A 22282-nucleotide genomic window follows, 5' to 3' on the forward strand; every position below is an offset into this window, starting at 1 on the left:
CGGCATGGAGACCGTGGTCTCGGCGCTCCCGCAACCGGTCCTCCTGGTTGGGGAGGACGGGCGGGTCTTGCTTCTGAACCGGGCCTTTCAGAGCCTCGACAAGGGGCCTTCCGTTCGGCCAGGTGACGACGCCAGGCTGGCCTTTCCCGCGGCAGCAGAAGCCATCACCACCGCTTTGCGAGGGGAATTGCCGGGCGTGGTGTTCGTGGAAGGTCAGGGTCCGCTGCGCGCGTTGGCATTGGGCGGATCGGTAACCATGCTTCTCCTGGAGCCATCGGGTGCGGGGCACGGCGAAGCCCTCCGGTGCCTGGCCGGCGGCATCGTTCACGATTTCAACAACCTCGCGGGCGTGATGATCGGTGCTTCCGCGGCCTTGCGGTGCCTGTCGCTCCCGCCGGAGGCGGAAGCGGAACTGAGCGCGATCGAAACGGCGGCACGACAGGGTGGCGCCCTCCTCGAGCAGTTGCGTGTCGTCGACCGCCCGCGGGAGCTCGCACCGGGCGTCGCCGATCTGAATGGGACCCTCCGCCAGTTTGCCCTCGTCCTGCCCCGGCTAATCGGAAAGGGGATCGCCCTCGATCTCGAACTGACAGAGCCGTCTCCGTTCATCCGTGTCGATCGCTCGCAGTGGGATCAGGTCCTGCTCAATCTGGCGGTGAATGCTCGCGAGGCGATGAAGGGACAGGGACGGCTGCGAATGGCGACGGGGCGATGGAAGGCGGGAGCCGGCGAGCCGACCGCCCATGTGGCCGTCGAGATCACGGATAGCGGGACGGGCATCGATCCCGCCCTGCTGCCCCACATCTTCGAACCTTTCTTCACCACCAAGACCGGGCAGGGGGGGAGCGGGTTGGGCCTCGCCATGGTCCGGGAGATCGTCAGCCGTTTCGGGGGAAGGGTGGAGGTGGAAAGCGCGCCCGGCGCCGGAACGACCTTCCGGATCCTCCTTCCCCGACACGAACCAGCCGTGGAATCCGAGGCGCGGCCGGTTCCGGGGACCGCGCCGGCCGGTCCCGTCCTTCTGGTCGATGACGAGCCGATCCTGCTGCGCGCGGCCCGGCTGGGCCTGCAGCAGGCGGGCTTCGACGTGGAGGTCGCGGCGGATACCGAGCAGGCCCTGGCGCGGCTGGGGGCAGGCCCCACGCCCTGCCTGCTCGCGACCGACGTGGCCATGCCAGGCATGGACGGGATGGAGCTGGCCCGGGCCGCACGCGCGCTTCATGCGGATTTGCCGATTCTCCTGCTGTCGGGCTACCCGGCCTGGCTGGGGACGGGCATGCACTTCCTGGCCAAGCCCTACACGACGGAAGCGCTCCTGGCCGCCATTCGCCGCGCCGTGGCAATGGGGTGAAAACAGCCCTTGCTCCGCGAAAAGAAAAAGAACATAAACAGAACGAAGGCGCTGCATCGGTTTCGGCTACCGGATGATCCGGGCCTGGCTTATCAGCGTGTGAAGGGCGGCGTTTCTGCCGCCCGTGTCGTGGCCTGAGAGGGATTTCCAGGATGGAAAAGGGAAAGGCGCTCGACGCCGCGCTGAGCCAGATCGAACGGGCCTTCGGCAAGGGCTCGATCATGCGCATGGGCTCCAAGAGCGCCATGGAGGGGATCGAGGTCATTTCCAGCGGTTCGCTGGGCCTGGATCTGGCGCTTGGCATCGGCGGGCTGCCCAAGGGCCGCATCGTCGAGATCTACGGTCCTGAATCCTCGGGCAAGACGACGCTGGCGCTGCATGCCATCGCCGAGGCGCAGCGCAACGGCGGTACCTGCGCCTTCATCGACGCGGAACATGCGCTCGATCCCGGCTATGCGCGCAAGCTGGGCGTGGACGTCGAGAATCTGCTGATCAGCCAGCCGGACGGCGGTGAGCAGGCGCTGGAGATCGCCGACACGCTGGTTCGTTCCGGCGCGATCGACGTGCTGGTGGTGGACAGTGTCGCCGCGCTGGTGCCCAAGGCCGAGCTCGAGGGCGAGATGGGCGATACCCATGTCGGCCTGCATGCACGTCTGATGTCTCAGGCGCTGCGCAAGCTCACCGGCACGGTCAGCCGTTCCAACTGCCTGCTCATCTTCCTGAACCAGATTCGCCTGAAGATCGGCGTCATGTTCGGCAATCCGGAGACGACGACGGGCGGCAACGCGCTGAAGTTCTATTCCTCCGTCCGCATGGAAATCCGGCGCATCGGCTCGATCAAGGATCGGGACGAGGTCACCGGCAACCAGACCCGCGTGAAGGTCGTGAAGAACAAGATGGCGCCGCCCTTCCGCATGGTGGAGTTCGACATCATGTTCGGCGAGGGCATCAGCAAGGTGGGCGAACTCGTCGATCTGGGCGTGAAGGCCGGGGTCGTCGAGAAGTCGGGCGCCTGGTTCAGCTGCGACGGGCAGCGCATCGGCCAGGGGCGCGAGAACGCGAAGCAATACCTGCGCGACAATCCCGCCTTCGCGGACAGCATCGAGAAGCGTATCCGCGGCCAGGGCGCGGTCGTGGCCAACGGCATGCTGGCGGCCGAAGAAAGCACGGAAGAAGAAGAGGCCTGACTTCCTCGCCGGGCGTCGCAGTCGGATCAGGCCGATGGTCTGGCTGGCTGGGGCGCCCGGCCTTTCGTCATGGCTTTTGCTCCCGGAACTTTTCGAGCCTCGAAGTGCGGAGTCCCGATCCGGGAAGGGGCGCCCCACGCATCTTTCTTGGATGTCGCGCGCCATCCGATTGCCGGCGACCCAAGCCAGGTGTCCCCGATCTGCCCACTGGCATACCGATTGATTGGGCGAGCCTGGTTGGGGCTCAACTCTGTCAGTGTCTTAGGACGCTTCGGGCGAAGACCCGAGGAGCTCTCCCGGAAAGTCTGTAAGGGGCGTCCCCACCCATCTCTCCGTGGCCCGGCCCAGGCCGCCTATTGAGGGGCCTGTCCTGCCAGGGTAATTCCAGCGTTCAAGGTTTTCAGAGCACCCCCCGATGAGCAGCAGCAACGACATCCGCGCCACTTTCCTCGGCTACTTCGCGCGCAACGGGCATCGCATCGTCGAGAGCAGCCCGCTTGTTCCGCGCAACGACCCGACGCTGATGTTCGCCAATTCGGGGATGGTCCAGTTCAAGAACGTCTTCACCGGGGCCGAGCGTCGCGATTACTCGACGGCGACCACCGCGCAGAAATGCGTGCGCGCCGGCGGTAAGCATAACGATCTGGACAATGTCGGCTACACGGCCCGGCATCACACTTTCTTCGAGATGCTCGGCAATTTTTCTTTCGGCGATTACTTCAAGAGCCAGGCCATTCCCTATGCTTGGGAGCTGCTGACCAAGGACTTCGGCCTCCCGAAGGACAAACTTCTTGTCACCGTCTATTCCGAGGACGAAGAGGCCGCGACGATCTGGAAGAAGGTCGCGGGCTTCTCCGACGACAAGATCATCCGCATCTCGACCTCCGATAACTTCTGGCGGATGGGCGACACGGGCCCCTGCGGTCCTTGCTCGGAAATCTTCTACGACCATGGCGACAAGATCCCGGGCGGCCCGCCGGGCAGCCCCGATGAGGACGGCGACCGCTTCATCGAGATCTGGAACCTCGTCTTCATGCAGTTCCTCGAGGAGCCGGCGGGGACCCGCAATCCGCTGCCGCGGCCCTCGATCGACACGGGCATGGGGCTGGAGCGCTTTGCCGCCATCCTCCAGGGCAAGCACAACAACTACGACACCGACACCTTCCGGGCGATCATCCTGGAATCCGCCCATCTGACGGGCCAGGATCCGGACGGCCCCTTCCGCGCCTCCCATCGCGTGGTCGCCGATCACCTGCGCGCCGGCGCCTTCCTGATGGCCGATGGCGTGCTGCCCTCCAACGAGGGCCGCGGCTATGTGCTGCGCCGCATCCTCCGCCGCGCCATGCGCCATGCCCATCTGATGGGCGCGCAGGAGCCGCTGCTCCACCGCCTCTTCCCGGTGCTGGAGCGCCAGATGGCCGCCGCCTATCCGGAACTGTCGCGGGCCGCGAGCCTCATCACGGAGACCTTCAAGCTCGAGGAAAACCGCTTCCGCTCGCTGCTGGACCGCGGCCTCGGCCTCCTCGATGCGGAGAAGGCCAAGCTGGGCGAGGGCCAGCCCCTGCCGGGCGATGTCGCTTTCCGCCTCTACGACACCTACGGCTTCCCGTTGGACCTCACGCAGGATGCGCTGCGCGCCGAGGGCCGTGCGGTGGACGTGGCCGGCTTCGACGTCGCAATGGCCGAGCAGAAGAAGCGCGCCCGTGCTGCCTGGGCCGGCTCGGGCGAGGCCGCCACGGAGACCCTGTGGTTCGACCTCAAGGAGAAGATCGGCGCCACCGACTTCCTGGGCTATTCCACCGAGACGGCCGAGGGCGCCATCACGGCCATCGTGGCCGACGGCGCCTCGGTGAACAGCGTGGCGGCGGGGCGTGACGTCGCCCTCATCCTCAACCAGACGCCCTTCTATGGCGAGAGCGGCGGCCAGCAGGGCGATGCGGGCGTGATCCGCGCCGGCGATGCCGTGATCCGCATCCGCGACACGCAGAAGAAGCTCGGCGACCTCTTCGTCCATCTGGGCAAGGTCGAGAGCGGCGACGTCTCGGTCGGCCAGACGGTGGTGGCCGAGGTCGATCACACTCGCCGCGGCGCGATCCGCGCGCATCACTCGGCGACGCACCTGCTGCACGAGGCGCTGCGGCGCCGGCTGGGCACGCATGTGGCCCAGAAGGGCTCGCTGGTGGCGCCCGATCGCCTGCGCTTCGACGTGAGCCAGCCCACGCCAATCGCCGCCGAGGACCTTGCCTGGGTCGAGGCCGAGGTGAATGCCCGCATCCGCGAGAATGCCGAGGTCACCACGCGGCTCATGACGCCCGATGCCGCCGTGGCCGAAGGCGCCATGGCGCTCTTCGGCGAGAAGTACGGCGAGGAGGTCCGCGTCGTCGCCATGGGCCACGATCCGGCCGCGACCGACCGCAAGGGCAACTACTCCATCGAGCTCTGCGGCGGCACGCATGTGCGGCGCACGGGCGACATTGGCCTCTTCCGCCTGGTGAGCGAAGGCGCGGTCAGCGCCGGCGTCCGCCGCATCGAGGCGGTGACGGGTGAGACCGCCTATGCCGCCATGGAGGCCGAGAGCCGCCTGCTGCGTGAGGCGGCCGCCACCATGAAGGTGAGCCCCACCGACCTGCCGGCCCGCATCGCGATCCTCATGGAGGAGCGCCGCAAGCTGGAGCGCGACCTCTCCGAGACGCGCAAGAAGCTCGCCACCGGCGGCGCCGCTTCCGAGGTCGAGACTGTGGCCGGGCTGCGCCTGGCGCTGCGCGATCTCGGCGACATGCCGGGCAAGGAGCTGAAGGGCATCGCTGAGGCCATCCTGAAGGAAGGCTCGGCCGATGTGGTCGCGCTGGTCTCCTCGTCCGAGGGCAAGGCCAGCATCGTGGTCGGCGTGGGTGAGGTGGCCAAGGGCCGGGCCGATGCCGTGGCCTTGGTGCGCGTCGCGGCCGCCGCGGTCGGCGGCAAGGGCGGCGGCGGACGGCCGGAGATGGCCCAGGCCGGCGGACCGGAAGGCGACAAGGTGGGAGACGCCCTCGCGGCGGTCCGGCAGGCCGTGGCTGCCCAGGGTTGACCGGCAGGGCGCGATGACGGGGAGGGGTCAGGAATGATTCGCCTGGCCCTTCTGTTGACCGGCGCCGCGGCGCTGCGCGAGCGCTGGGGCGTGCTGATGGGCGTGGCCCTCAGCGCCTGCGGGCTGGGCCTGCTCATCCTGCTCGATACGAGCGACGGCGCGACCGTCGTCGCCACCTATGTCTTCGGCTATATCCTGGCCATCAGCGGGGCGCTGGGCCTTCTCGGCATGCTGCGTCCCGAGGCTCGCGCGAACCGCATGGTCCTCGTGCGGGCCATCGGCCTGCTCGTCCTGGGCCTGCTGATCGTCGACTTCCCCTGGAACAACCACATCGCCAATGGCCTGCTCTTCGGCCTGGCCTTCCTCATCGACGCCGTCCTGCGCATCGCGGGCGCGCTGGTGCTGCGCTTCCGGCGCTGGCAGGCCGCGGTGGTCGGGGGGCTGCTCGAGGGCGTGGTGGCGGTGCTGGCGATGAGCAACTGGCCGGTCAGCTACCGCTTCACGGTGCCTTTCGGCATCGCCCTGCTGCTGATCATGAACGGGCTGACGCTGGCGCGCCTGGCGATGGCGCTGCGCCGCCTCCCGCCTGACGGCTCCATGCTCGGCATCCCGGGCTTCGGACCTCCGGGCTGGTACGACCGTCTGGACGAGGTGAGGGCGGTCGAGCTGCCGGAGGAGGCGACCATGACGCCCATGGTCGTCCGCATCTGGACCCCGACGGGCTCCGCCGAGATCGACCGTCGGCGGCCGGTGGTGGATCGCTACATCGCCGCGGTGGACAAGAACGGGAAGATCTCCAGCGGCCACGCGGTGCTGGATTTCGCGCCGTATCTGTATGTCAGCCACTATCCGGCGGAGGAGGTTGAGCGTGAGGCGTCAGGCTTCCTCAGCCAGCTCCGCGCGACGGCGGAGAACGACCTGCCGGGCCGTTTCCTTGAGAGCTATCGCTACGAGGTGGAAACCTGGTTCCCGGCCGACGCCCACATCGCCTTCCATCGCTTCAATCCCGCTCGCCTCCTGGTCCATTGCGCGCATTACCAGGAGGACCGGACCTACAACTTCACCCGCCGGAACTGCTCGGTGGCGGTGGCGGTCGCGCTGGATGCCGCGCTGGAGGGCATGGGCGGGAACGGCCCGTTCTGGCGCCGGCTGCCGGGGCTGCTGCTGAATCCCGACCTCTGGGTGGCCGCCCTGCTGCGCCGCCGGGCTGAGACCCTGACCTGGACGCCCATGCTCGTCTACGACTACGCCCGGGCGCTTCGCCGGGTGGTGGAGCCGAACCAGATGGGCTGGTTCGCGCGGCTGCGCAGCGCCTGGCAGCGCTGGCGCGACAACCGTCAGGTGGAGAAGACCTCATGACCGGCGGCTCCGCGCCTCTTCTGGCCCGGGCGGCGGTCATCGCCGTCGCGGCCATCTTCGGCCTCACCTACAGCCTGACCGCGCCGCTCATCGCGATCGACCTCGCCCAGCGCGGGCTGGGGGAGACGGCGATTGGGCTCAACGCGGCCATGCATGCGGTCGGCGTCCTGCTGACGGCGCCGCTGCTGCCGCATCTCGTGGCCCGGTTCGGCGCGCGGCGCATGGTGGTCGGCGCGCTGCTTCTTTCGGCGGTGGTGGTGTCGCTCTTCCCGGCTATGCCGCTGGTCTGGCTGTGGTTCCCGCTTCGCCTGCTGCTGGGCTGCGCGGCGGAGACGCTCTTCGTCCTGTCGGAAACCTGGATCAACCATCTCTCCACCGACGAGACCCGGGCGCGCGCGATGGCTACCTATACCGCCGCGCTTTCCGCGGGTTTCGCGGTCGGGCCCTTCATCCTCTCGGTGGCGGGAACGGAGGGCGCGCGCTCCTACCTCATCGGCTCGGTTCTGGTGCTGTGCGCGGTGCCGCTGGTGGCGACGAAGCGGGTCGCGGCGCCGCATTTCGGCGAGGCGCCCAAGGCAGGGACGAGCCGCTACCTGCTGCTGGCGCCGGTGGCGATCGCGGCCACGGTCCTGAATGCCGCGATCGAGACCGCCGGCATGTCCTTCCTGGCCCTCTACGCCATGGCGGCGGGCTGGACCGAGGCGGATGCGCCACGCCTCATCACCGCGCTGATGGTGGGCGCGATCCTGCTGCAATTGCCGATCGGCTGGCTGGGCGACCGGATGGATCGACGGCGGCTGGTGACGATGCTCGGCGTGATCTCCGCCGCCGGCGCACTCATCTGGCCCCTGGTGCTGGAGAGCGCGGTCCTGACCTATGCGACGCTTTTCATCTGGGGCGGTGCCTTCGTGGGCATCTACACCATCATGCTGACGGTGGTGGGCAGCCGCTTCAAGGGCACCGATCTCGTGGGGATCTATGCGGTGATGGGGATCGCCTGGGGCGTCGGTGCGCTGCTGGGCCCATCGCTGGCGGGGCTCATGATGGGGTTTTCGGCGCATGGGCTGCCGATCTTCGCGGCCCTGGCCTGCATCGCCTTTTGCGTTTTCCAGGTGACGCGCCAGAGTGATTGAAGGCGTGGGAATGGAGTGGTCGGGCGGCAAGCACGAATGCTGATCCGATCATCGAGACATTTGGCTGAGGGAAGTCGGTGAGCCTGAAGCGTCTCACGGTCCTTGTTCTGGCGCTCGGGTGCCAGACCAGCTGCGCCCCATCCCCACCGGCGGTGGAAGCCGATCGCTGTGTCGTGACGCCTCACAATCTCGTGGAATGCTCGCCGATCGTTGGCGACGGCGCGCCTGACGGTGATGCCGGACGCGAATAGCCACGGCGCAGGATCCAGGACGGCATCAAACTGCATCCAAACGGCGGGAGGGCGGCGCATCCGCCCTCAAGCCACCGATGACAAGCGTGCCTCCGTCAGTCCGTGCTCGCGCCGTGGCCCGCCAGGCACTCGGTCATGAAGGAGCGGCGGGCGGTGCCGGCCAGCTGACGCGAGGTGGCGGTGGTGTTGCAGCTGCGCATGCGCTCCTGCTGCGCGGCCTGGGCGGCGCTGGGCTCATGGCCGGAGGCGGCCGGCGTTCGCCCGGCCAGGCATTCCGACATGAAGGAGCGACGCGCGTCTGCGGTCAGGTGGCGCGAGGTGGCGGTGGCATTGCAGCTGCGCATCCGTTCCTGCTGCGCTGCCTGGGCAGCACTCGGCTGCCGCGCGGCCGGCGAGGCGGGCGCTGCCGCGCCAGCAGGAGCGGTCGTGCTGGGGGGCACGGCCGGGGCTGTGCCCTGAGCCAGGGCTGCGGGCGGCATGGCGAAAGCGGTGACGGTCAGCAGGCCAGCAACAAGAAAGCGGATCATCGCATTGTCCTCCCTGGGTCTTTGATCACAGCCGGTGCGGTGCCCGAGAAGCAAATGACGATCGCGCAACTTGGCCGTCTGGGCTTCGGCTGGCTGATGCCTCGTCCGGTCGCCGGTCCAGAGAGGCCACCTACTCAATCCAACGGCGAAGAAGGCTAGGGCCTACTTCCACAGGTGGGCGAGAATGGGCAGCGGCAGCACCTTCGGTCTTCCGGGGCCTGGGCACGAGGTCGTTGCGGGTCAGGCCCATCTGCACCCTCCGAGCACCATAGGAGATGCAGGCCAGACGCTCCTGCGGTCCACAGGGGCTGGTCCTTCGCTAGGCGCCGCGACGGACCGAAAGGATCGCACCTCGGACGTGCCGGAGAGAATCGGCCGGGGGCTGTGCATGCTCGCCGCATGATGGATCGAGAGTGGACGGCGATAAGGGTGCACGGGGTTTGCGTGACTATTCGCGATCCGTAGCGGACAACCACGAACCGTAGCCGCACCTCATGGAGCGGCGGTTACTCAACAAAATCAATGGAATGAATGGTGGGCGCTACAGGGATTGAACCTGTGACCCCTTCCGTGTCAGGGAAGTGCTCTCCCGCTGAGCTAAGCGCCCGTTCGGGGGGTCATCTAGCGAAGTCGCGCGAAGGCGACAAGCCCCACCCCCTCCATCATTTCATCCTTGTGTCAGACCGGCCCGGCGCATCAGCGTCGTGAGCTTGTCGCGCTCGCGTCGCCAGAGCGCTTCGGCCTCCTCCGGTCCCGCGCTCACCGGGTCGTTTCCGCTCTGCTCGATGCGCTCGCGCAGGCCGGGATCGTTCACCGCCGCCCCGAAAGCCTGGGAAATCCGCCGCCGCAGCGGCATGGGCGTGCCGGGCGGCGAGAAGATCATCATCCAGGTCGAGAGTTCGTAGCCCGGAACGATCTCGCCCATCGCGGGCACGTCGGGCAGGTTCGGCCGGCGCGCGGCGCCCGTCACCGCGATCGCCCGCCCGCGCTCGGTTCGCAGCACGGGAGAGAAACTGCTTTCGCTGATGATGCACGAATCGACGCGGCCGCCGGCCACCTCGCGCGCGGCATCGGCACCGCCCCGGAAGGGGACGTGCTCCAACCGGACATCGGCCAGCGACTGCAGGAGCTCGCCCATCAGGTGGCCGATATGCGCGATGCCCGGCGTGCCGAAGGTGACCTCGCCGGGGCGGCGCCTGGCCTCGGCGAGGAAGGCGCGCAGGTCGTCGCCCGGGAATCCGGCTCTCATCCCCAGGACGTAGGGCGCCGCGGTGATCTGCGCGCAAATGGGCATGGCGGCGTAGTCGAAGGTCATGCCGCGATGGGCGAGGGCGCCGGTGATGGTGGTCGCGCCTTCCAGCATCAGGGTGTGGCCATCCGGCGGCGACTGCGCAACGAAACCTGCGCCGATCGCCCCGGCCGCTCCGGTCCTGTTCTCGACGATCAGCGGTTGGCCGAGGTGCTCCGACACTTTCGGCTGCAGGATCCGCGCGACCGTGTCGGCCACGCCGCCTGCCGAATACGGAATGATCAGCCGGACGGGTCGGTCCTGGAGGGTCTGGGCGGAGACGACGGCTGGCGCCCAAAGGGGTGCGAGCAGCACGGCCCGGCGAAGCATGGCATTCCTCCCTTATTGTTTTTTCCAGCAGACCGCGGCCATGGTCGCTCTGTCCAGCACGCAAGTGCGGCCTATTCCGAAGCCGTTCGGCGATTATCGGTGTAAGATCCGTCGTCGCATGGAGGACAATGCGGGCAGGCTGCTTCGGCCATGCCCCCGGTTTGGGCAGACGGGCCCTGCGATCGCCTGTTGTCCTGCTCCAACCGCTTGACCTATGTGTCCCGGCACCAAGAAACTCCACCACTGGTATGAGGAGCCTACCGATGAAACGCCGTAACCTCCTGGCTGGTGCCGCCTCGGCGGCCCTGGCCGGTCCCGCATTGGCTCAGCCGGCGCGAAATCGCGTGCTCACGATGGTTCCGCAGGCCAATCTCACCAGCCTCGATCCCATCTGGACGACGGCGAACATCACCCGCAACCACGGGCATATGATCTACGACACGCTGTATGGCGTGAATGGCAGCTTCCAGGTGTCGCCGCAGATGGCCGCGGGCCATGTGGTGGAGGATGACGGCAAGACCGTCATCATCACGCTGCGCGACGGCCTGAAGTTCCATGACGGCGAGCGCGTCCGCGCGCAGGACGTGGTGCCCAGCCTCACGCGCTGGATGCGCCGCAACCCGATGGCGCAGAAGCTGGCCACCGTGACCGATGCGGTCGAGGTGGTGGACGACAAGCGAATCCGCTTCCGCCTGAAGAAGCCCTTCCCGCTGCTGTTCCAGGCGCTGGCCCAGGTGTCGAACAGCCCGGCCTTCATCATGCCCGAGCGCGTCGCCCAGACCGACGCCTTCACGCAGGTGCGCGAGACGATCGGCAGCGGCCCCTTCGCCTTCAAGACGGACGAGTTCAATTCCGGCAGCCGCGTCGTCTACACGCGCTTCGCAGATTACGTGCCGCTCTCCAGCGGCACGCCCAGCCTCACGGCGGGTCCGAAGGTCGTGAATTTCGATCGCGTCGAGTGGAACATCATCACCGATGCCGCCACCTCGGCCGCCGCCCTGCAGACCGGTGAGATCGACTGGTACGAGCAGCCGCCGCCGGAGATCCAGCAGCTGCTGCGCCGCAACCGCAACGTGAAGATCGAGGCGATCGACCCGCTGCCGCTCACCGCCGTCCTGCGCTTCAATCACCTCCACGCGCCGTTCAACGACAAGAAGCTGCGCCAGGCGCTGCTGCCCGCCATCTCCCAGGCGGACTTCATGGCGGCGGTCGTGGGCGACGAGCCCCAGAACTACGACGCGCAGTGCGGCATCTTCACCCCGGGCACGCCGCTCGCGAATGATGCCGGCATGTCGGTCCTCAACGGGCCGCGCAGCGTCGACCGTGCGAAGGAGCTCATGCGGGCGGCGGGCTACACCAACCAGCCCATGCGCCTGATCGGCCCGACCGACATCCTGGCGCCTTCGGCCCTGACGCAGGTGGGCGCGGATCTCGTGCGCCGCCTCGGCTTCAACGCCGATATCGTGCTGACGGACTGGGGCACCACCGTGCAGCGCCGCACTTCGCGCGAGCCGGTGGACAAGGGTGGCTGGAGCATGCTGCTCACCTCCTTCTCGTCCTTCGACTTCGTCAATCCGGCGGCGCATTTCCCGCTGCGCGGCAATGGCACCGACGCCTGGTTCGGCTGGCCCAACGTCCCCCGGCTCGAGGAGCTGCGGGACAGCTGGTTCGATGCCCCCAACCTCGCTGCCGAGCAGGCGATCGCCCGCGAGATGCAGACCGTGGCGCTCGACGAACTGCCCTACATCCCCGTGGGCGCCTACAAGTCCATTACGGCGCTGCGGAGCAACCTCGTGGATCGCGTTTCGGGCCTGGCGCTCTTCTGGGGCATCCGGCGCACGTGATCTGACGGAAAAGCGAGGGCGGGGGGCCGTCGCCTCCCGCCCGTCATGCCCCATGGCGATTCGCCATGGGTTCACAAAAAGCGGAGGCGACGATGATCCAGAGGCGTGGCGTATTGGCGGCGACGGCGGTTGGTGTCGCCGCGCCCAGCGTGGTGGGTGCCCAGGGTGGGGCGCAGCGCCTCCTCCGCGTCATTCCGCAGGCGAACCTGACCAGCCTGGATCCGGTCTGGACCACGGCGGTGGTCACCCGCAACAACGCCTTCATGGTCTTCGACCAGATCTGCGCCCAGGATTCCAAGGGCGAGATCAGGCCGCAAATGGCCGAGGGCTGGTCGCTCGCCGATGACCGGCTGAGCCTGACCTTCACGCTGCGCGAAGGCCTCGTCTTCCACGACGGTCAGAAGGTGACCTCGCGGGACGTCGTTGCCTCGATCAAGCGCTGGTCGCGTCGCGATCCCTTCATGCAGGTGCTCCAGCCGAGCGTCGCCGAGGTCGAGGCGATGGACGACCGCCGCTTCCGCTTCCGCCTGCATCGTCCGGTCCCCCTGCTGCTCCAGGCGCTGGGCCAGACGCAGTTTCCCTGCTTCGTCATGCCGGAGCGCATCGCGAGCACGGACGCCTTCACGCAGATCCGCGAGGCCGTGGGCAGCGGTCCCTTCCGCTTCCTGGCGAATGAATGGAATCCCGGCCAGCGGGCCGTCTGGGCGAAGCACGACGGCTATGTGCCGCGGCAGGAGCCCGTCGACGGCTTGGCCGGCGGCCGCACCCCGCGCATCGAGCGCGTCGAGTGGACCATCATCACCGACCCCGCCACCAGCGCCAACGCCATGACGCTCGGCGAGCAGGACTACTGGGAATATCCCCTGCACGACCTGCTGCCCGTGATGCGCCGCTCGCGCGATCTGGTGGTGGAGCAGCGACTGCTGGACGGCACCTACGGCATCGCGCGCTTCAACACGCTGCAGCCTCCCTTCAACAATCCCGCCATCCGGCGCGCCGTGGCGATGGCGGTGAACCAGCGCGACTACATGACCGCCGTCGCGGGCTCCGACCCCCAGGGCTGGGGCGTCTGCGAGGGCGTCTTCACCTGCGGCACGCCGCTGGCCAACGAGGCCGGCAGCGAGATCCTGAAGACCCATAACGTCGAGCGCGCCCGCGCCGCACTTCGCGAGGCCGGCTACAACAACGAAAAGGTCGTGCTGATCGCGCCGAGCGACTATCCGCAGATCAATGCGCTCTCCCTCGTGACCGCCGATCTGCTGCAGCGCATCGGCATGAACCTCGAGCTCGTCTCGGCCGACTGGGGCACGCTGATCCAGCGCCGCGCCAGCAAGGAGCCGGTGGAGCGGGGCGGCTGGAGCATCGTTCACACCACGGCTTCCGGCCAGTCGCTCACCATGCCGGTCTTCCACCTCTTCCTGCGTGCCAACGGGGCGAATGCCTGGTTCGGCTGGCCGGACGACGCCGAGATCGAGCGGCTGCGCACCGCCTGGGTCAACTCGGACAGCCCCGAGGAAGGGCGCACCATCGCCGAGCAGCTCAACCGACGCGCCATGGAGGTCATGGCCTACATCCCCCTCGGCTATTATTGGCAGCCGAGTGCCTGGCGCCGGAACCTCACCGGCGTCTTCCGTACTCCCGCGACCGTTTTCTGGAACATTGGAAAGAGCTAATCGTTATGTTGATTTCCCGCAGGGCCGGCCTTGGTGGTGCGGCGGCCATTCTTGCCGCACCGCGTCTCGGCTCCGCGCAGCTTGCCTCCCGCACGCTTCGCTTCCTTCCGCAAGCCAATCTCGCCAGCCTCGATCCGGTCTGGAGCACGGCGACCATCGTCCGCAACCACGGGCTGATGATCTATGATCTTCTCTACGGTCTGGACTCCAACTACGAGGCGCGCCCGCAGATGGCGGCCGGCCATGAGATCAGCGCCGATGGGCTGACCTGGAACATCCGGCTGCGCGACGGCCTGAAGTTCCATGACGGCGAGCCGGTGCGGGCGCGCGACTGCGTGGCCTCCATCCTGCGCTGGTCGAAGCGGGACGTGCTGGGCAGCCGGCTGGTCGCCCTGGGCGAGGAAGTCTCGGCGCCGGACGACCAGACCATCCGGATCCGGCTGAAGAAGCCCTGGCCCGGCCTCGCCTGGGCGCTCGGCAAGCCCTCTGCCAATATTTGCGCCATCATGCCCGAGCGCGTGGCACAGACCGATCCCTTCACGCAGATCAACGATCCCACCGGCAGCGGTCCGTTCCGCTTCCGGCGCGACCTGTTCCGCCCGGGCGACGTCGCCATCTACGAGCGCTTCGACGGCTACGTGCCACGCTCCGAGCCGACGGATTTCATGACCGGGGCGAAGCAGGTGCATTTCGACCGCGTCGAATGGCGCGTGATGCCCGATCCGGCCACGGCGGGTGCCGCGCTCCAGAACAACGAGGGCGACTGGCTCGAATCGCCGCTGACCGATCTGCTGCCGCTGCTGCGCCGCAACCGCGACATCGAGGTCGGCGTGATCAATCCGGCCGGCAACATGGGCGTGCTGCGCTTCAACTTCCTGCACAAGCCCTTCGACGACCTGGCCGTCCGCCGCTCGATTCTCTCCGCCGTGAACCAGCGCGACTTCATGGATGCGGCGATCGGCACGGACCGTGCGCTCTCCGTCGTGCCCTGCGGCGTCTTCACGCCGGGCACGCCGCTCGCCAACGACGCGGGGCTGGAGGTCCTGTCCGGCCGTCGCGACCTCGACGCCGCGAAGGCCGCGCTGCGCGCCTCCTCCTATGACGGGCGGCGCATCGCCATGATGTCGGCGACCGACATGCCGGTGATCCAGAACCTGTCCGAGGTCGCGGCGGACCTGCTGCGGCGCGTCGGCTTCAACATCGACTTCCCGGCGATGGACTGGGGCACGCAGATCCAGCGGCGTACCAATCGCGGCCCGGTTGAGCAGGGGGGCTGGAGCGTCTTCTGCACGACGTGGGAAGGCCTCGACGTCTCGGTGCCCGGCAGCCATCAGCCGCTGCGCGGCAACGGCGCGCAGGCCTGGTCCGGCTGGCCGACCATGCCGCGGCTGGAGGCCCTTCGCGAGCAATGGTTCGACGCGGCGGATCAGGCTTCGGCCAAGCGCATCGCCGAAGAGATCCAGCGCGTGGCCTGGGAGGAAGTCCCCTTCATTCCGCTCGGCCTTGTGCGGCCGCCGCAGGCCTGGCGCCGCAGCATCACCGGGATCGTGCGTGGCGGTCCGGCCCTGTTCTGGGGTGTGCGCCGCGCCTGATTCGTTTCCTGGCACGATGATTGCTCCACCGTCGGGTGGGGGCATGTTGCGGCGCAGTAGCGCTGGCTTCTTGCCCAACGGTGGTGCAACTTCAGCTCAACACGGCGGCAGGCCGGGGAGCTAACGGGAGACAGATGAATGAAGCGTAGGAGTTTTCTTCAGGCAGGTGCCGCCGGTGTGGCCGGCACCGCGCTTGCCGGTCCCGCCCTCAGTCAGGGCGCGGCCGCGCGCACGCTACGCTTCGTGCCGCAGACCAATCTCGCGAATTTCGACCCCATCTGGGGCACCCAATATGTCGTCCGCAACGCCGGCGCCGCGGTCTGGGACATGCTCTACGGCGTGGACGAGCGGCTGGTGCCGCAGCCGCAGATGGTGGAGGGCCATACCCTTTCGCAGGATGGCCTGACCTGGACCTTCAGGCTCCGGGAGGGCCTGCGCTTCCACGACGGCGAGCCGGTGCTGGCCAAGGATGTCGTCGCCTCCATCGGGCGCTGGATGCCGCGCGACCCGATGGGCCAGATGATCCGTGCCATCCAGCAGGAGCTGGTGGCGGCGGACGACCGGACCTTCCGCTGGGTGCTGCGCCAGCCCTTTCCCAAGCTGCTCTACGCGCTGGGCAAGACCAATGCGCCGAGCTGCTTCATCATGCCCGAGCGCATCGCGCGCACGGATTCCTTCACGCAGATCACGGAATATATCGGCTCCGGCCCCATGCGCTTCGTGCGCGACGAGTGGGTGCCGGGGGCGCGGGCCGTCTTCCAGAAATTCGACCGCTACGTGCCGCGTAACGAGCCGGCGAGCTGGCTGGCGGGCGGCAAGCGCATCCTGGTCGACCGCCTTGAATGGGTGGTGATGCCCGATCCGGCGACGGCCTCTGCCGCGTTGCAGAACGGCGAGGTGGACTGGTGGGAGAACCCCATCACCGACCTCATCCCCGTCCTGCGCCGCAACCGCAACATCGCCGTCGATATCGCCGACCCGCTGGGCAATATCGGCTCCTTCCGGATGAACCACCTCCAGCCGCCCTTCAATTCGCAGAAGGTCCGGCAGGCCGTCCTCGCGGCGATGAGCCAGGAGGACTACATGCGCGCCCTGGTGGGCGACGATTCGAACCTCTGGAAGCCGCTGCCCGGCTACTTCACGCCGGGCTCGCCCGGCTACACCGAGGCCGGCGGCGACATCCTGAAGGGGCCCCGCAACATGGACCTCGCGAAGCGCCTGCTGGAGCAGGGCGGCTATCGCAACGAACCGGTCGTCTGCATCGTCGCGCAGGACCAGCCCATCACCAAGGCGCAGGGCGACGTGACGGCCGATCTGCTGAAGCGGATGGGCATGAACGTCGACTTTGTCGCGACCGACTGGGGAACCACCGGCCAGCGCCGCACCGTGAAGACGCCGCCGAGCCAGGGCGGCTGGAGCATGTTCCATAGCTGGCACGCCGGCGCCGACTGCGTGAACCCCGCCGCCTACAGCGCGATTCGCGCCAATGGCGACGGGGCCTGGTTCGGCTGGCCGAATGTTCCCAGCGTCGAGCAGGGGATCGCCGAATGGTTCCAGGCGCCCGATCCCGCCGCCGAAAGGGCGGCACTGGATAAGGTAAATTCCGAAGCCATTGAGCACGTGGTCTACGCGCCGACCGGCTTCTTCCTTGGGTATCAGGCCTGGCGCCGCAATGTCAGCGGCATCACCAAAGGCCCGCTACCCTTCTTTTGGGGTGTTTCCAAAACGTGAAAGCGCTGGTTTAACGAAGTCATGTGGGCATACATCATCCGACGTATCCTTGCCACGATCCCCGTCATGGCGATCGTGGCACTCTTCGTCTTCTCGCTGCTGTACCTGTCGCCGGGCGATCCGGCGGCGGTCATCGCAGGCGACCAGGCGACTCCTGACGACGTGGAGCGCATCCGTGCGTCCCTCGGTCTGGACCGACCATATCTGGTGCGGTTCGGGGCCTGGACGTGGGACATCCTCCGCGGTGATCTGGGGACCTCGATCTTCACCAACCTGCCGGTCAGCACGATGATCCAGCAGCGGATCGAGCCGACGCTGTCGCTGATGATCGTCACCCTGATCCTCGCCGTCACCATCGCCATTCCCATGGGCGTGGTCGCGGCCTGGAAGCAGGGCACGACGATCGACCGCTGCGTCATGGCCTTCGCGGTGCTCGGCTTCTCGGTGCCGGTCTTCGTGGTGGGCTATGTCCTCGCCTACGTCTTCGCGCTGGAGCTCGATTGGCTGCCGGTGCAGGGCTACACGCCCATCTCGAACGGGTTCTTCCCGTGGATGGAAAACCTGATCCTGCCGGCAGTCGCGCTCGGTGGTGTTTATATTGCCCTGATTGCCCGCATTACCCGGGCCTCCATGCTGGAGGTGCTGAGCCAGGATTACGTCCGCACCGCGCGCGCCAAGGGCGCGGCGCAGCCGTCCATCCTGTTCGTGCATGCGCTGAAGAATGCGGCGGTGCCTATCGTCACGATCATCGGTATCGGCTTCGCCGGGCTGATCGGCGGCGCGGTGGTGACGGAGAGCGTCTTCGCGATCCCCGGCCTCGGCCGGCTCACCGTCGATGCCATCCTCCGTCGCGACTACCCCGTCATCCAGGGCGTGATCCTGCTCTTCAGCTTCGCCTATGTCCTGGTGAACCTGTTGGTCGATCTCAGCTACACCCTCTTTGATCCGAGGATCCGGTATTGAGCGCCTCCAACCTCCCTTCGGGGATCCAAATCCCGCCGGGCCTCGCTGTCGCCACGCCGCAGCCCGACATCCTCTCCAACGTCAAGCCGCGGCGGGGGGTCATCGGCTTCCTGCGCCGCTACCCGACCATTGCGATCGGCGGCACGCTGCTGCTGATCATGCTGATCATTGCGGTCTTCGCGCCACTTTTCTGGACGGTCGACCCGACCGCTCTTGCGCCGGCGCGGCGCACGCGTGAGCCTTCGGCCATGTACTGGTTCGGCACGGACATGCTGGGCCGCGACGTCTACTCGCGTGTTCTCTACGGGGCGCGCGTGTCGCTGCTGGTCGGCTTCTCCGTGGCCTTCTTCTCCTCGATCGTCGGCTTGGCCATCGGCCTTCTCTCGGGTTTCAATCGCCTGGCCGACAGCATCATCATGCGCATCATGGACGGCATGATGAGTATCCCCTCGATCCTGCTGGCCATTGCCCTCATGGCGCTGACCCGCGGCTCGGTGCAGAACGTCATCCTGGCGATCACCATCGCGGAGATCCCGCGCGTTTCGCGCCTCGTGCGCGGCGTGGTGCTGAGCCTGCGTGAGCAGCCCTATGTCGAGGCGGCGGTTGCCTCCGGCACGCCGACCATCTCGATCATCTTCAAGCATATTCTGCCGAATACGCTGGCGCCGATCACCGTGCAGGCCACCTTCATCTGCGCGGCGGCGATGATCACCGAGGCCATCCTGTCCTTCATTGGTGCGGGCACGCCGCCGATCATTCCGTCCTGGGGCAACATCATGGCCGAGGGCCGCGCGCTCTGGCAGGTGAAGCCCTACATCGTGTTCTTCCCGGCGATCTTCCTCTCGATCACGGTGCTCGCGGTCAACCTGCTGGGTGACGGCCTGCGCGACGCCATCGATCCCCGACTGGCGAAGAAGCTATGAGCGTGTCCGATCGTGTAGGGGAGCCGAAGTTGAATCAGCCTCGCGCCGAAGGCGACAATCGCCAGATCCTCCTGGAGGTCGATAACCTCCAGACGCATTTCCGTACGATGGACGGTGTCAACCGCGCGGTGGACGGCGTTTCCTTCCACGTCCGCTCCGGGGAGACGTTGGCCGTCGTGGGCGAAAGCGGCTGCGGCAAGTCCGTCACCGCCATGTCGATCCTGCGGCTCATCCCCGAGCCGCCGGGCAAGATGGCGGGGGCCATCCGCTTCCAGGGCAGGGATCTGCTCAAGCTCTCCGACAAGGAGATGCGGTCGATCCGCGGCAACGAGATCAGCATGATCTTCCAGGAGCCGATGACCTCGTTGAACCCGGTGCTCACCATCGGGCGCCAGATCGGCGAGACGCTGCGGCTGCACCAGGGCATGTCCAAGCAGCAGGCCGAGGACCGCGCGGTGGAGATGCTCCGCCTCGTCGGCATCCCGGAGCCGGGGCGGCGCGTGCGCGAGTACCCGCATCAGCTGTCGGGCGGCATGCGTCAGCGCGTGATGATCGCCATCGCGCTGGCCTGCAACCCGAAGCTGCTCATCGCCGACGAGCCGACCACCGCGCTCGACGTCACCATCCAGGCGCAGATCCTCGACCTGATGCGCGACCTGAAGAACACGGTCGGCGCCGCCATCGTCCTCATCACCCATGACCTGGGTGTCGTGGCCGAGGTCGCCGAGCGGGTGGTCGTCATGTATGCGGGCCGCAAGGTTGAGGAGGCGCCCGTCAACGAGCTCTTCCGCAACCCGAAGCATCCCTATACCCAGGGCCTGCTGGGCTCCGTGCCCAAGCTCGGATCCTCGCTGACCGGCGAGACCACCCGGCTGGTGGAGATCCCCGGCCTGGTGCCGAGCCTCAAGCAGAAGATCCCGGGCTGCGTCTTCGCGACGCGTTGCCCGAGCGTGACCGACCTCTGCCGCGCGGTGGCCCCCGCGCTGCAGGAGAAGGCGCCGAATCACATCGCCGCCTGTCACTACGCGCCCGTCGAAGCCTCGGTGAGCGGCACGGTGGCCGCATGACCTCTTTCGTTGAAGGGATCGTCCGATGAGCGGCGAACGCATCCTCGAGGTCTCCGACCTCAAGAAGCATTTCCCGATCCGCGGCGGCCTGATGGGCGGCACGGTGGGCCATGTCTACGCGGTGGATGGCGTGTCCTTCCACATCGACCGGGGCGAGACGCTCTCCCTGGTCGGCGAGAGCGGCTGCGGCAAGTCTACGGTCGGCAAGTCCGTCCTGCGCCTCTTCCCCCTGACCTCGGGGCAGGTGGCGCTGAACGGGCGCCGCATCGACGACATGTCGCCCGGGACCCTGCGGCCCCTCCGCCGCGAGATCCAGGTGATCTTCCAGGATCCCTTCTCCTCGCTGAACCCGCGCATGCGCGTGCGCGAGATCCTGGCCGAGCCGATCAAGAATTTCGGCCTGGCGAAGGACAGCGCGGATCTGGAGGAGCGGATCGGCCAGCTCATGGACAAGGTCCGGCTGCCGCGCGACGCCGTGAACCGCTGGCCGCATGAGTTCTCGGGCGGCCAGCGCCAGCGCATCTGCATCGCGCGCGCGCTGGCGGCCGAGCCGGACGTGATCGTCTGCGACGAGGCGGTCTCCGCCCTCGACGTCTCGGTGAAGGCGCAGATCGTGAATCTGCTGCAGGACCTGCAGGCGGAGCTTGGCCTCGCGATGCTCTTCATCAGCCACGATCTTGCGATCGTGGAGCACATGACGCATCGCGTGGCGGTCATGTATCTGGGCAAGATTGTCGAGGTCGCGGACCGCAAGCAGCTCTTCGGCGGGCCGCGGCATCCCTATACCGAGGCACTTCTTTCGGCCGTCCCGGTGCCCATGCCGGGGGCGATGCGCGAGCGGATCGTGCTCAAAGGCGACGTGCCGAGCCCGATCAACCCGCCCAAGGGTTGCCGCTTCCACACGCGCTGCCCCTATGCCTTCGATCGTTGCCGCAAGGACGAGCCGATGCTTCGGGACAATGGCGAGGGGCATTTCTCCGCCTGCCATCTGCACGACCTCCCGGCCGAGCAGAATCCCCTGCTGAACAAGGCGGCCCCCACCGCCTTCCGCACGATCGCCGCGTAGGCGATCGATGTCCGGGCAACGCGTTACCTTCGTGGCCCGGGCGCCGCGCAGCGTTTTCGGGCGGATCTGCAAATGGACCTTCGTCGGCTTTAACCTGCTGATGCTGGTCCTTTTGCTGACCAACTGCGCCGTCGTGATCCCTTATCTCGGCTCTGAAGATCCGGATGTCGCGATGGGGGCGGGCCTGTTTGGCGCCATGCTGGCGGCGGGCATCTGGATGGCCTGGCCCGTCGGCGCCGTGGTCCTGGGCGTTCTCACCCTGCTGACGCGCGGGCGACGGCTCACGCTGGAACAGGACGTGCCCCGGTCGTGACACCCTCGGGGGTGATGCCCCGAGGGTGACGCCGGTGTCGTGATGCTTGACGTCGTGCCTTCACGGCGCGACGCTCGCGGCACAGGTTTCAAGCACGGGGAGAGCGCGCGATGCCGCAGGTAACGCTAAGCGTGAACGGGAAATCGCACACCGTAGACATTGAAGGGCGCACGCTGCTCGTGGAGCTGCTGCGCGAGAAGCTCCGCCTCACCGGCACGCATGTCGGCTGCGACACCAGCCAGTGCGGCGCCTGCGTGGTGCATATCGACGGCGAGAGCGTGAAGTCCTGCACGACGCTGGCGGCGATGTGCGAAGGCGCGTCCGTTACCACCATCGAGGGCTTGGCCAAGGCCGACGGCACGCTGCATCCCATGCAGGAGGCCTTCCGCGAGTATCATGCGCTGCAATGCGGCTTCTGTACGCCCGGAATGGTCATGTCGGCCGTCGATCTCGTCCAGAAGCACCCGGAAGGGCTGAGCGAGCTGGAGATCCGCGAGGGGCTCGAGGGCAACCTCTGTCGCTGTACCGGCTACCACAACATCGTGAAGGCCATCGCCGCCGCCGCCGAGGTCATGCACGGCAAGCGCGAGACGATCGCCGCCGCCGCGCAGTAGCGC

17 protein-coding genes and 1 tRNA gene are annotated in these 22282 nt (G+C 67.6%); 15 read left to right on the top strand and 3 right to left on the bottom strand.

Annotated elements, in window-relative coordinates; all coding sequences use genetic code 11:
• Positions 1-4 precede the first annotated feature (4 nt).
• The 5 genes from KHU32_RS16945 to KHU32_RS16965 all read left to right on the top strand — a co-directional run bounded on the left by KHU32_RS16945 (position 5) and on the right by KHU32_RS16965 (position 8097).
• On the top strand, positions 5-1351 hold the full coding sequence (locus tag KHU32_RS16945; protein WP_213671333.1) for a hybrid sensor histidine kinase/response regulator: 1347 nt from the start codon (positions 5-7) through the stop codon (positions 1349-1351).
• Positions 1352-1503: 152 nt separating this feature from the next.
• The gene (gene recA, locus KHU32_RS16950; protein WP_213671334.1) at positions 1504-2538 is read left to right on the top strand and encodes a recombinase RecA; all 1035 of its coding nucleotides are present in this window, start codon (positions 1504-1506) and stop codon (positions 2536-2538) included.
• 415 nt (positions 2539-2953) lie between these two features.
• The gene (gene alaS / locus KHU32_RS16955; RefSeq protein ID WP_213671335.1) at positions 2954-5605 is read left to right on the top strand and encodes an alanine--tRNA ligase; all 2652 of its coding nucleotides are present in this window, start codon (positions 2954-2956) and stop codon (positions 5603-5605) included.
• A gap of 33 nt (positions 5606-5638) precedes the next feature.
• Complete coding sequence (locus tag KHU32_RS16960) at positions 5639-6964, top strand: HdeD family acid-resistance protein (RefSeq protein ID WP_213671336.1); 1326 nt, start codon at positions 5639-5641, stop codon at positions 6962-6964.
• Positions 6961-8097, top strand: a complete 1137-nt coding sequence (locus KHU32_RS16965; RefSeq protein ID WP_213671337.1) for an MFS transporter — start codon at positions 6961-6963, stop codon at positions 8095-8097. Before KHU32_RS16960 ends, KHU32_RS16965 begins: the two co-directional genes overlap by 4 nt.
• Before the next feature lie 346 nt (positions 8098-8443).
• Here the strand turns inward: KHU32_RS16965 and KHU32_RS23345 are convergent, their stop codons facing one another.
• The 3 genes from KHU32_RS23345 to KHU32_RS16980 form a co-directional block, all read right to left on the bottom strand.
• Complete coding sequence (locus KHU32_RS23345) at positions 8444-8875, bottom strand: PsiF family protein (protein ID WP_283771079.1); 432 nt, start codon at positions 8873-8875, stop codon at positions 8444-8446.
• Positions 8876-9407: 532 nt separating this feature from the next.
• A tRNA-Val gene (locus KHU32_RS16975) sits at positions 9408-9482 on the bottom strand.
• A gap of 60 nt (positions 9483-9542) precedes the next feature.
• Positions 9543-10493: a Bug family tripartite tricarboxylate transporter substrate binding protein gene (locus KHU32_RS16980; protein ID WP_213671338.1), complete on the bottom strand. Its 951-nt coding sequence runs from the start codon at positions 10491-10493 to the stop codon at positions 9543-9545.
• Positions 10494-10756: 263 nt separating this feature from the next.
• Between KHU32_RS16980 and KHU32_RS16985 the strand changes: the two genes are divergently transcribed.
• The 10 genes from KHU32_RS16985 (at position 10757) to KHU32_RS17030 (ending at position 22279) form a co-directional block, all read left to right on the top strand.
• Positions 10757-12337 (top strand): ABC transporter substrate-binding protein, encoded by a 1581-nt coding sequence (locus KHU32_RS16985; protein ID WP_213671339.1) that lies wholly within the window; start codon positions 10757-10759, stop codon positions 12335-12337.
• Between the two features lie 92 nt (positions 12338-12429).
• A complete protein-coding gene (locus KHU32_RS16990) occupies positions 12430-14010 on the top strand; it encodes an ABC transporter substrate-binding protein (protein ID WP_213671340.1) in 1581 nt (526 codons plus the stop codon).
• An 11-nt stretch (positions 14011-14021) separates the two neighbouring features.
• Entirely contained in the window at positions 14022-15602 is a 1581-nt protein-coding gene (locus KHU32_RS16995) for an ABC transporter substrate-binding protein (RefSeq protein ID WP_408887857.1), read from the top strand.
• 138 nt (positions 15603-15740) lie between these two features.
• Positions 15741-17333, top strand: a complete 1593-nt coding sequence (locus KHU32_RS17000; RefSeq protein WP_213671342.1) for an ABC transporter substrate-binding protein — start codon at positions 15741-15743, stop codon at positions 17331-17333.
• A gap of 21 nt (positions 17334-17354) precedes the next feature.
• The gene (locus KHU32_RS17005) at positions 17355-18296 is read left to right on the top strand and encodes an ABC transporter permease (RefSeq protein ID WP_213671343.1); all 942 of its coding nucleotides are present in this window, start codon (positions 17355-17357) and stop codon (positions 18294-18296) included.
• Complete coding sequence (locus tag KHU32_RS17010; protein ID WP_213671344.1) at positions 18293-19219, top strand: ABC transporter permease; 927 nt, start codon at positions 18293-18295, stop codon at positions 19217-19219. The genes KHU32_RS17005 and KHU32_RS17010 overlap by 4 nt, the downstream gene beginning before the upstream one ends.
• Before the next feature lie 107 nt (positions 19220-19326).
• Positions 19327-20286 (top strand): ABC transporter ATP-binding protein, encoded by a 960-nt coding sequence (locus KHU32_RS17015; RefSeq protein WP_249681341.1) that lies wholly within the window; start codon positions 19327-19329, stop codon positions 20284-20286.
• Positions 20287-20311: 25 nt separating this feature from the next.
• Entirely contained in the window at positions 20312-21352 is a 1041-nt protein-coding gene (locus KHU32_RS17020) for an ABC transporter ATP-binding protein (RefSeq protein WP_213671346.1), read from the top strand.
• Between the two features lie 7 nt (positions 21353-21359).
• Positions 21360-21665 carry a hypothetical protein gene (locus KHU32_RS17025; RefSeq protein WP_213671347.1) on the top strand — a complete coding sequence of 102 codons (306 nt, stop codon included), beginning with the start codon at positions 21360-21362 and terminating at the stop codon, positions 21663-21665.
• A gap of 110 nt (positions 21666-21775) precedes the next feature.
• A complete protein-coding gene (locus tag KHU32_RS17030) occupies positions 21776-22279 on the top strand; it encodes a (2Fe-2S)-binding protein (protein WP_213671348.1) in 504 nt (167 codons plus the stop codon).
• Positions 22280-22282: the final 3 nt, after the last annotated feature.

The sequence above is a fragment of the Roseococcus pinisoli genome, from assembly GCF_018413645.1.
GTDB lineage: Bacteria > Pseudomonadota > Alphaproteobacteria > Acetobacterales > Acetobacteraceae > Roseococcus > Roseococcus pinisoli.

Bases quoted from the DNA above. Each gene is read 5' to 3' on its own strand.
- KHU32_RS16945 (WP_213671333.1), top strand. From the start codon at position 5: ATGGAGACCGTGGTCTCGGCGCTCCCGCAACCGGTCCTCCTGGTTGGG.
- KHU32_RS16965 (WP_213671337.1), top strand. From the start codon at position 6,961: ATGACCGGCGGCTCCGCGCCTCTTCTGGCCCGGGCGGCGGTCATCGCC.
- KHU32_RS17020 (WP_213671346.1), top strand. From the start codon at position 20,312: ATGAGCGGCGAACGCATCCTCGAGGTCTCCGACCTCAAGAAGCATTTC.
- KHU32_RS16960 (WP_213671336.1), top strand. From the start codon at position 5,639: ATGATTCGCCTGGCCCTTCTGTTGACCGGCGCCGCGGCGCTGCGCGAG.
- KHU32_RS16990 (WP_213671340.1), top strand. From the start codon at position 12,430: ATGATCCAGAGGCGTGGCGTATTGGCGGCGACGGCGGTTGGTGTCGCC.
- alaS (WP_213671335.1), top strand. From the start codon at position 2,954: ATGAGCAGCAGCAACGACATCCGCGCCACTTTCCTCGGCTACTTCGCG.
- KHU32_RS17030 (WP_213671348.1), top strand. From the start codon at position 21,776: ATGCCGCAGGTAACGCTAAGCGTGAACGGGAAATCGCACACCGTAGAC.
- KHU32_RS16985 (WP_213671339.1), top strand. From the start codon at position 10,757: ATGAAACGCCGTAACCTCCTGGCTGGTGCCGCCTCGGCGGCCCTGGCC.
- KHU32_RS17000 (WP_213671342.1), top strand. From the start codon at position 15,741: ATGAAGCGTAGGAGTTTTCTTCAGGCAGGTGCCGCCGGTGTGGCCGGC.
- KHU32_RS23345 (WP_283771079.1), bottom strand. From the start codon at position 8,875: ATGATCCGCTTTCTTGTTGCTGGCCTGCTGACCGTCACCGCTTTCGCC.
- KHU32_RS17005 (WP_213671343.1), top strand. From the start codon at position 17,355: ATGTGGGCATACATCATCCGACGTATCCTTGCCACGATCCCCGTCATG.
- KHU32_RS17015 (WP_249681341.1), top strand. From the start codon at position 19,327: ATGGACGGTGTCAACCGCGCGGTGGACGGCGTTTCCTTCCACGTCCGC.
- KHU32_RS16980 (WP_213671338.1), bottom strand. From the start codon at position 10,493: ATGCTTCGCCGGGCCGTGCTGCTCGCACCCCTTTGGGCGCCAGCCGTC.
- KHU32_RS17025 (WP_213671347.1), top strand. From the start codon at position 21,360: ATGTCCGGGCAACGCGTTACCTTCGTGGCCCGGGCGCCGCGCAGCGTT.
- recA (WP_213671334.1), top strand. From the start codon at position 1,504: ATGGAAAAGGGAAAGGCGCTCGACGCCGCGCTGAGCCAGATCGAACGG.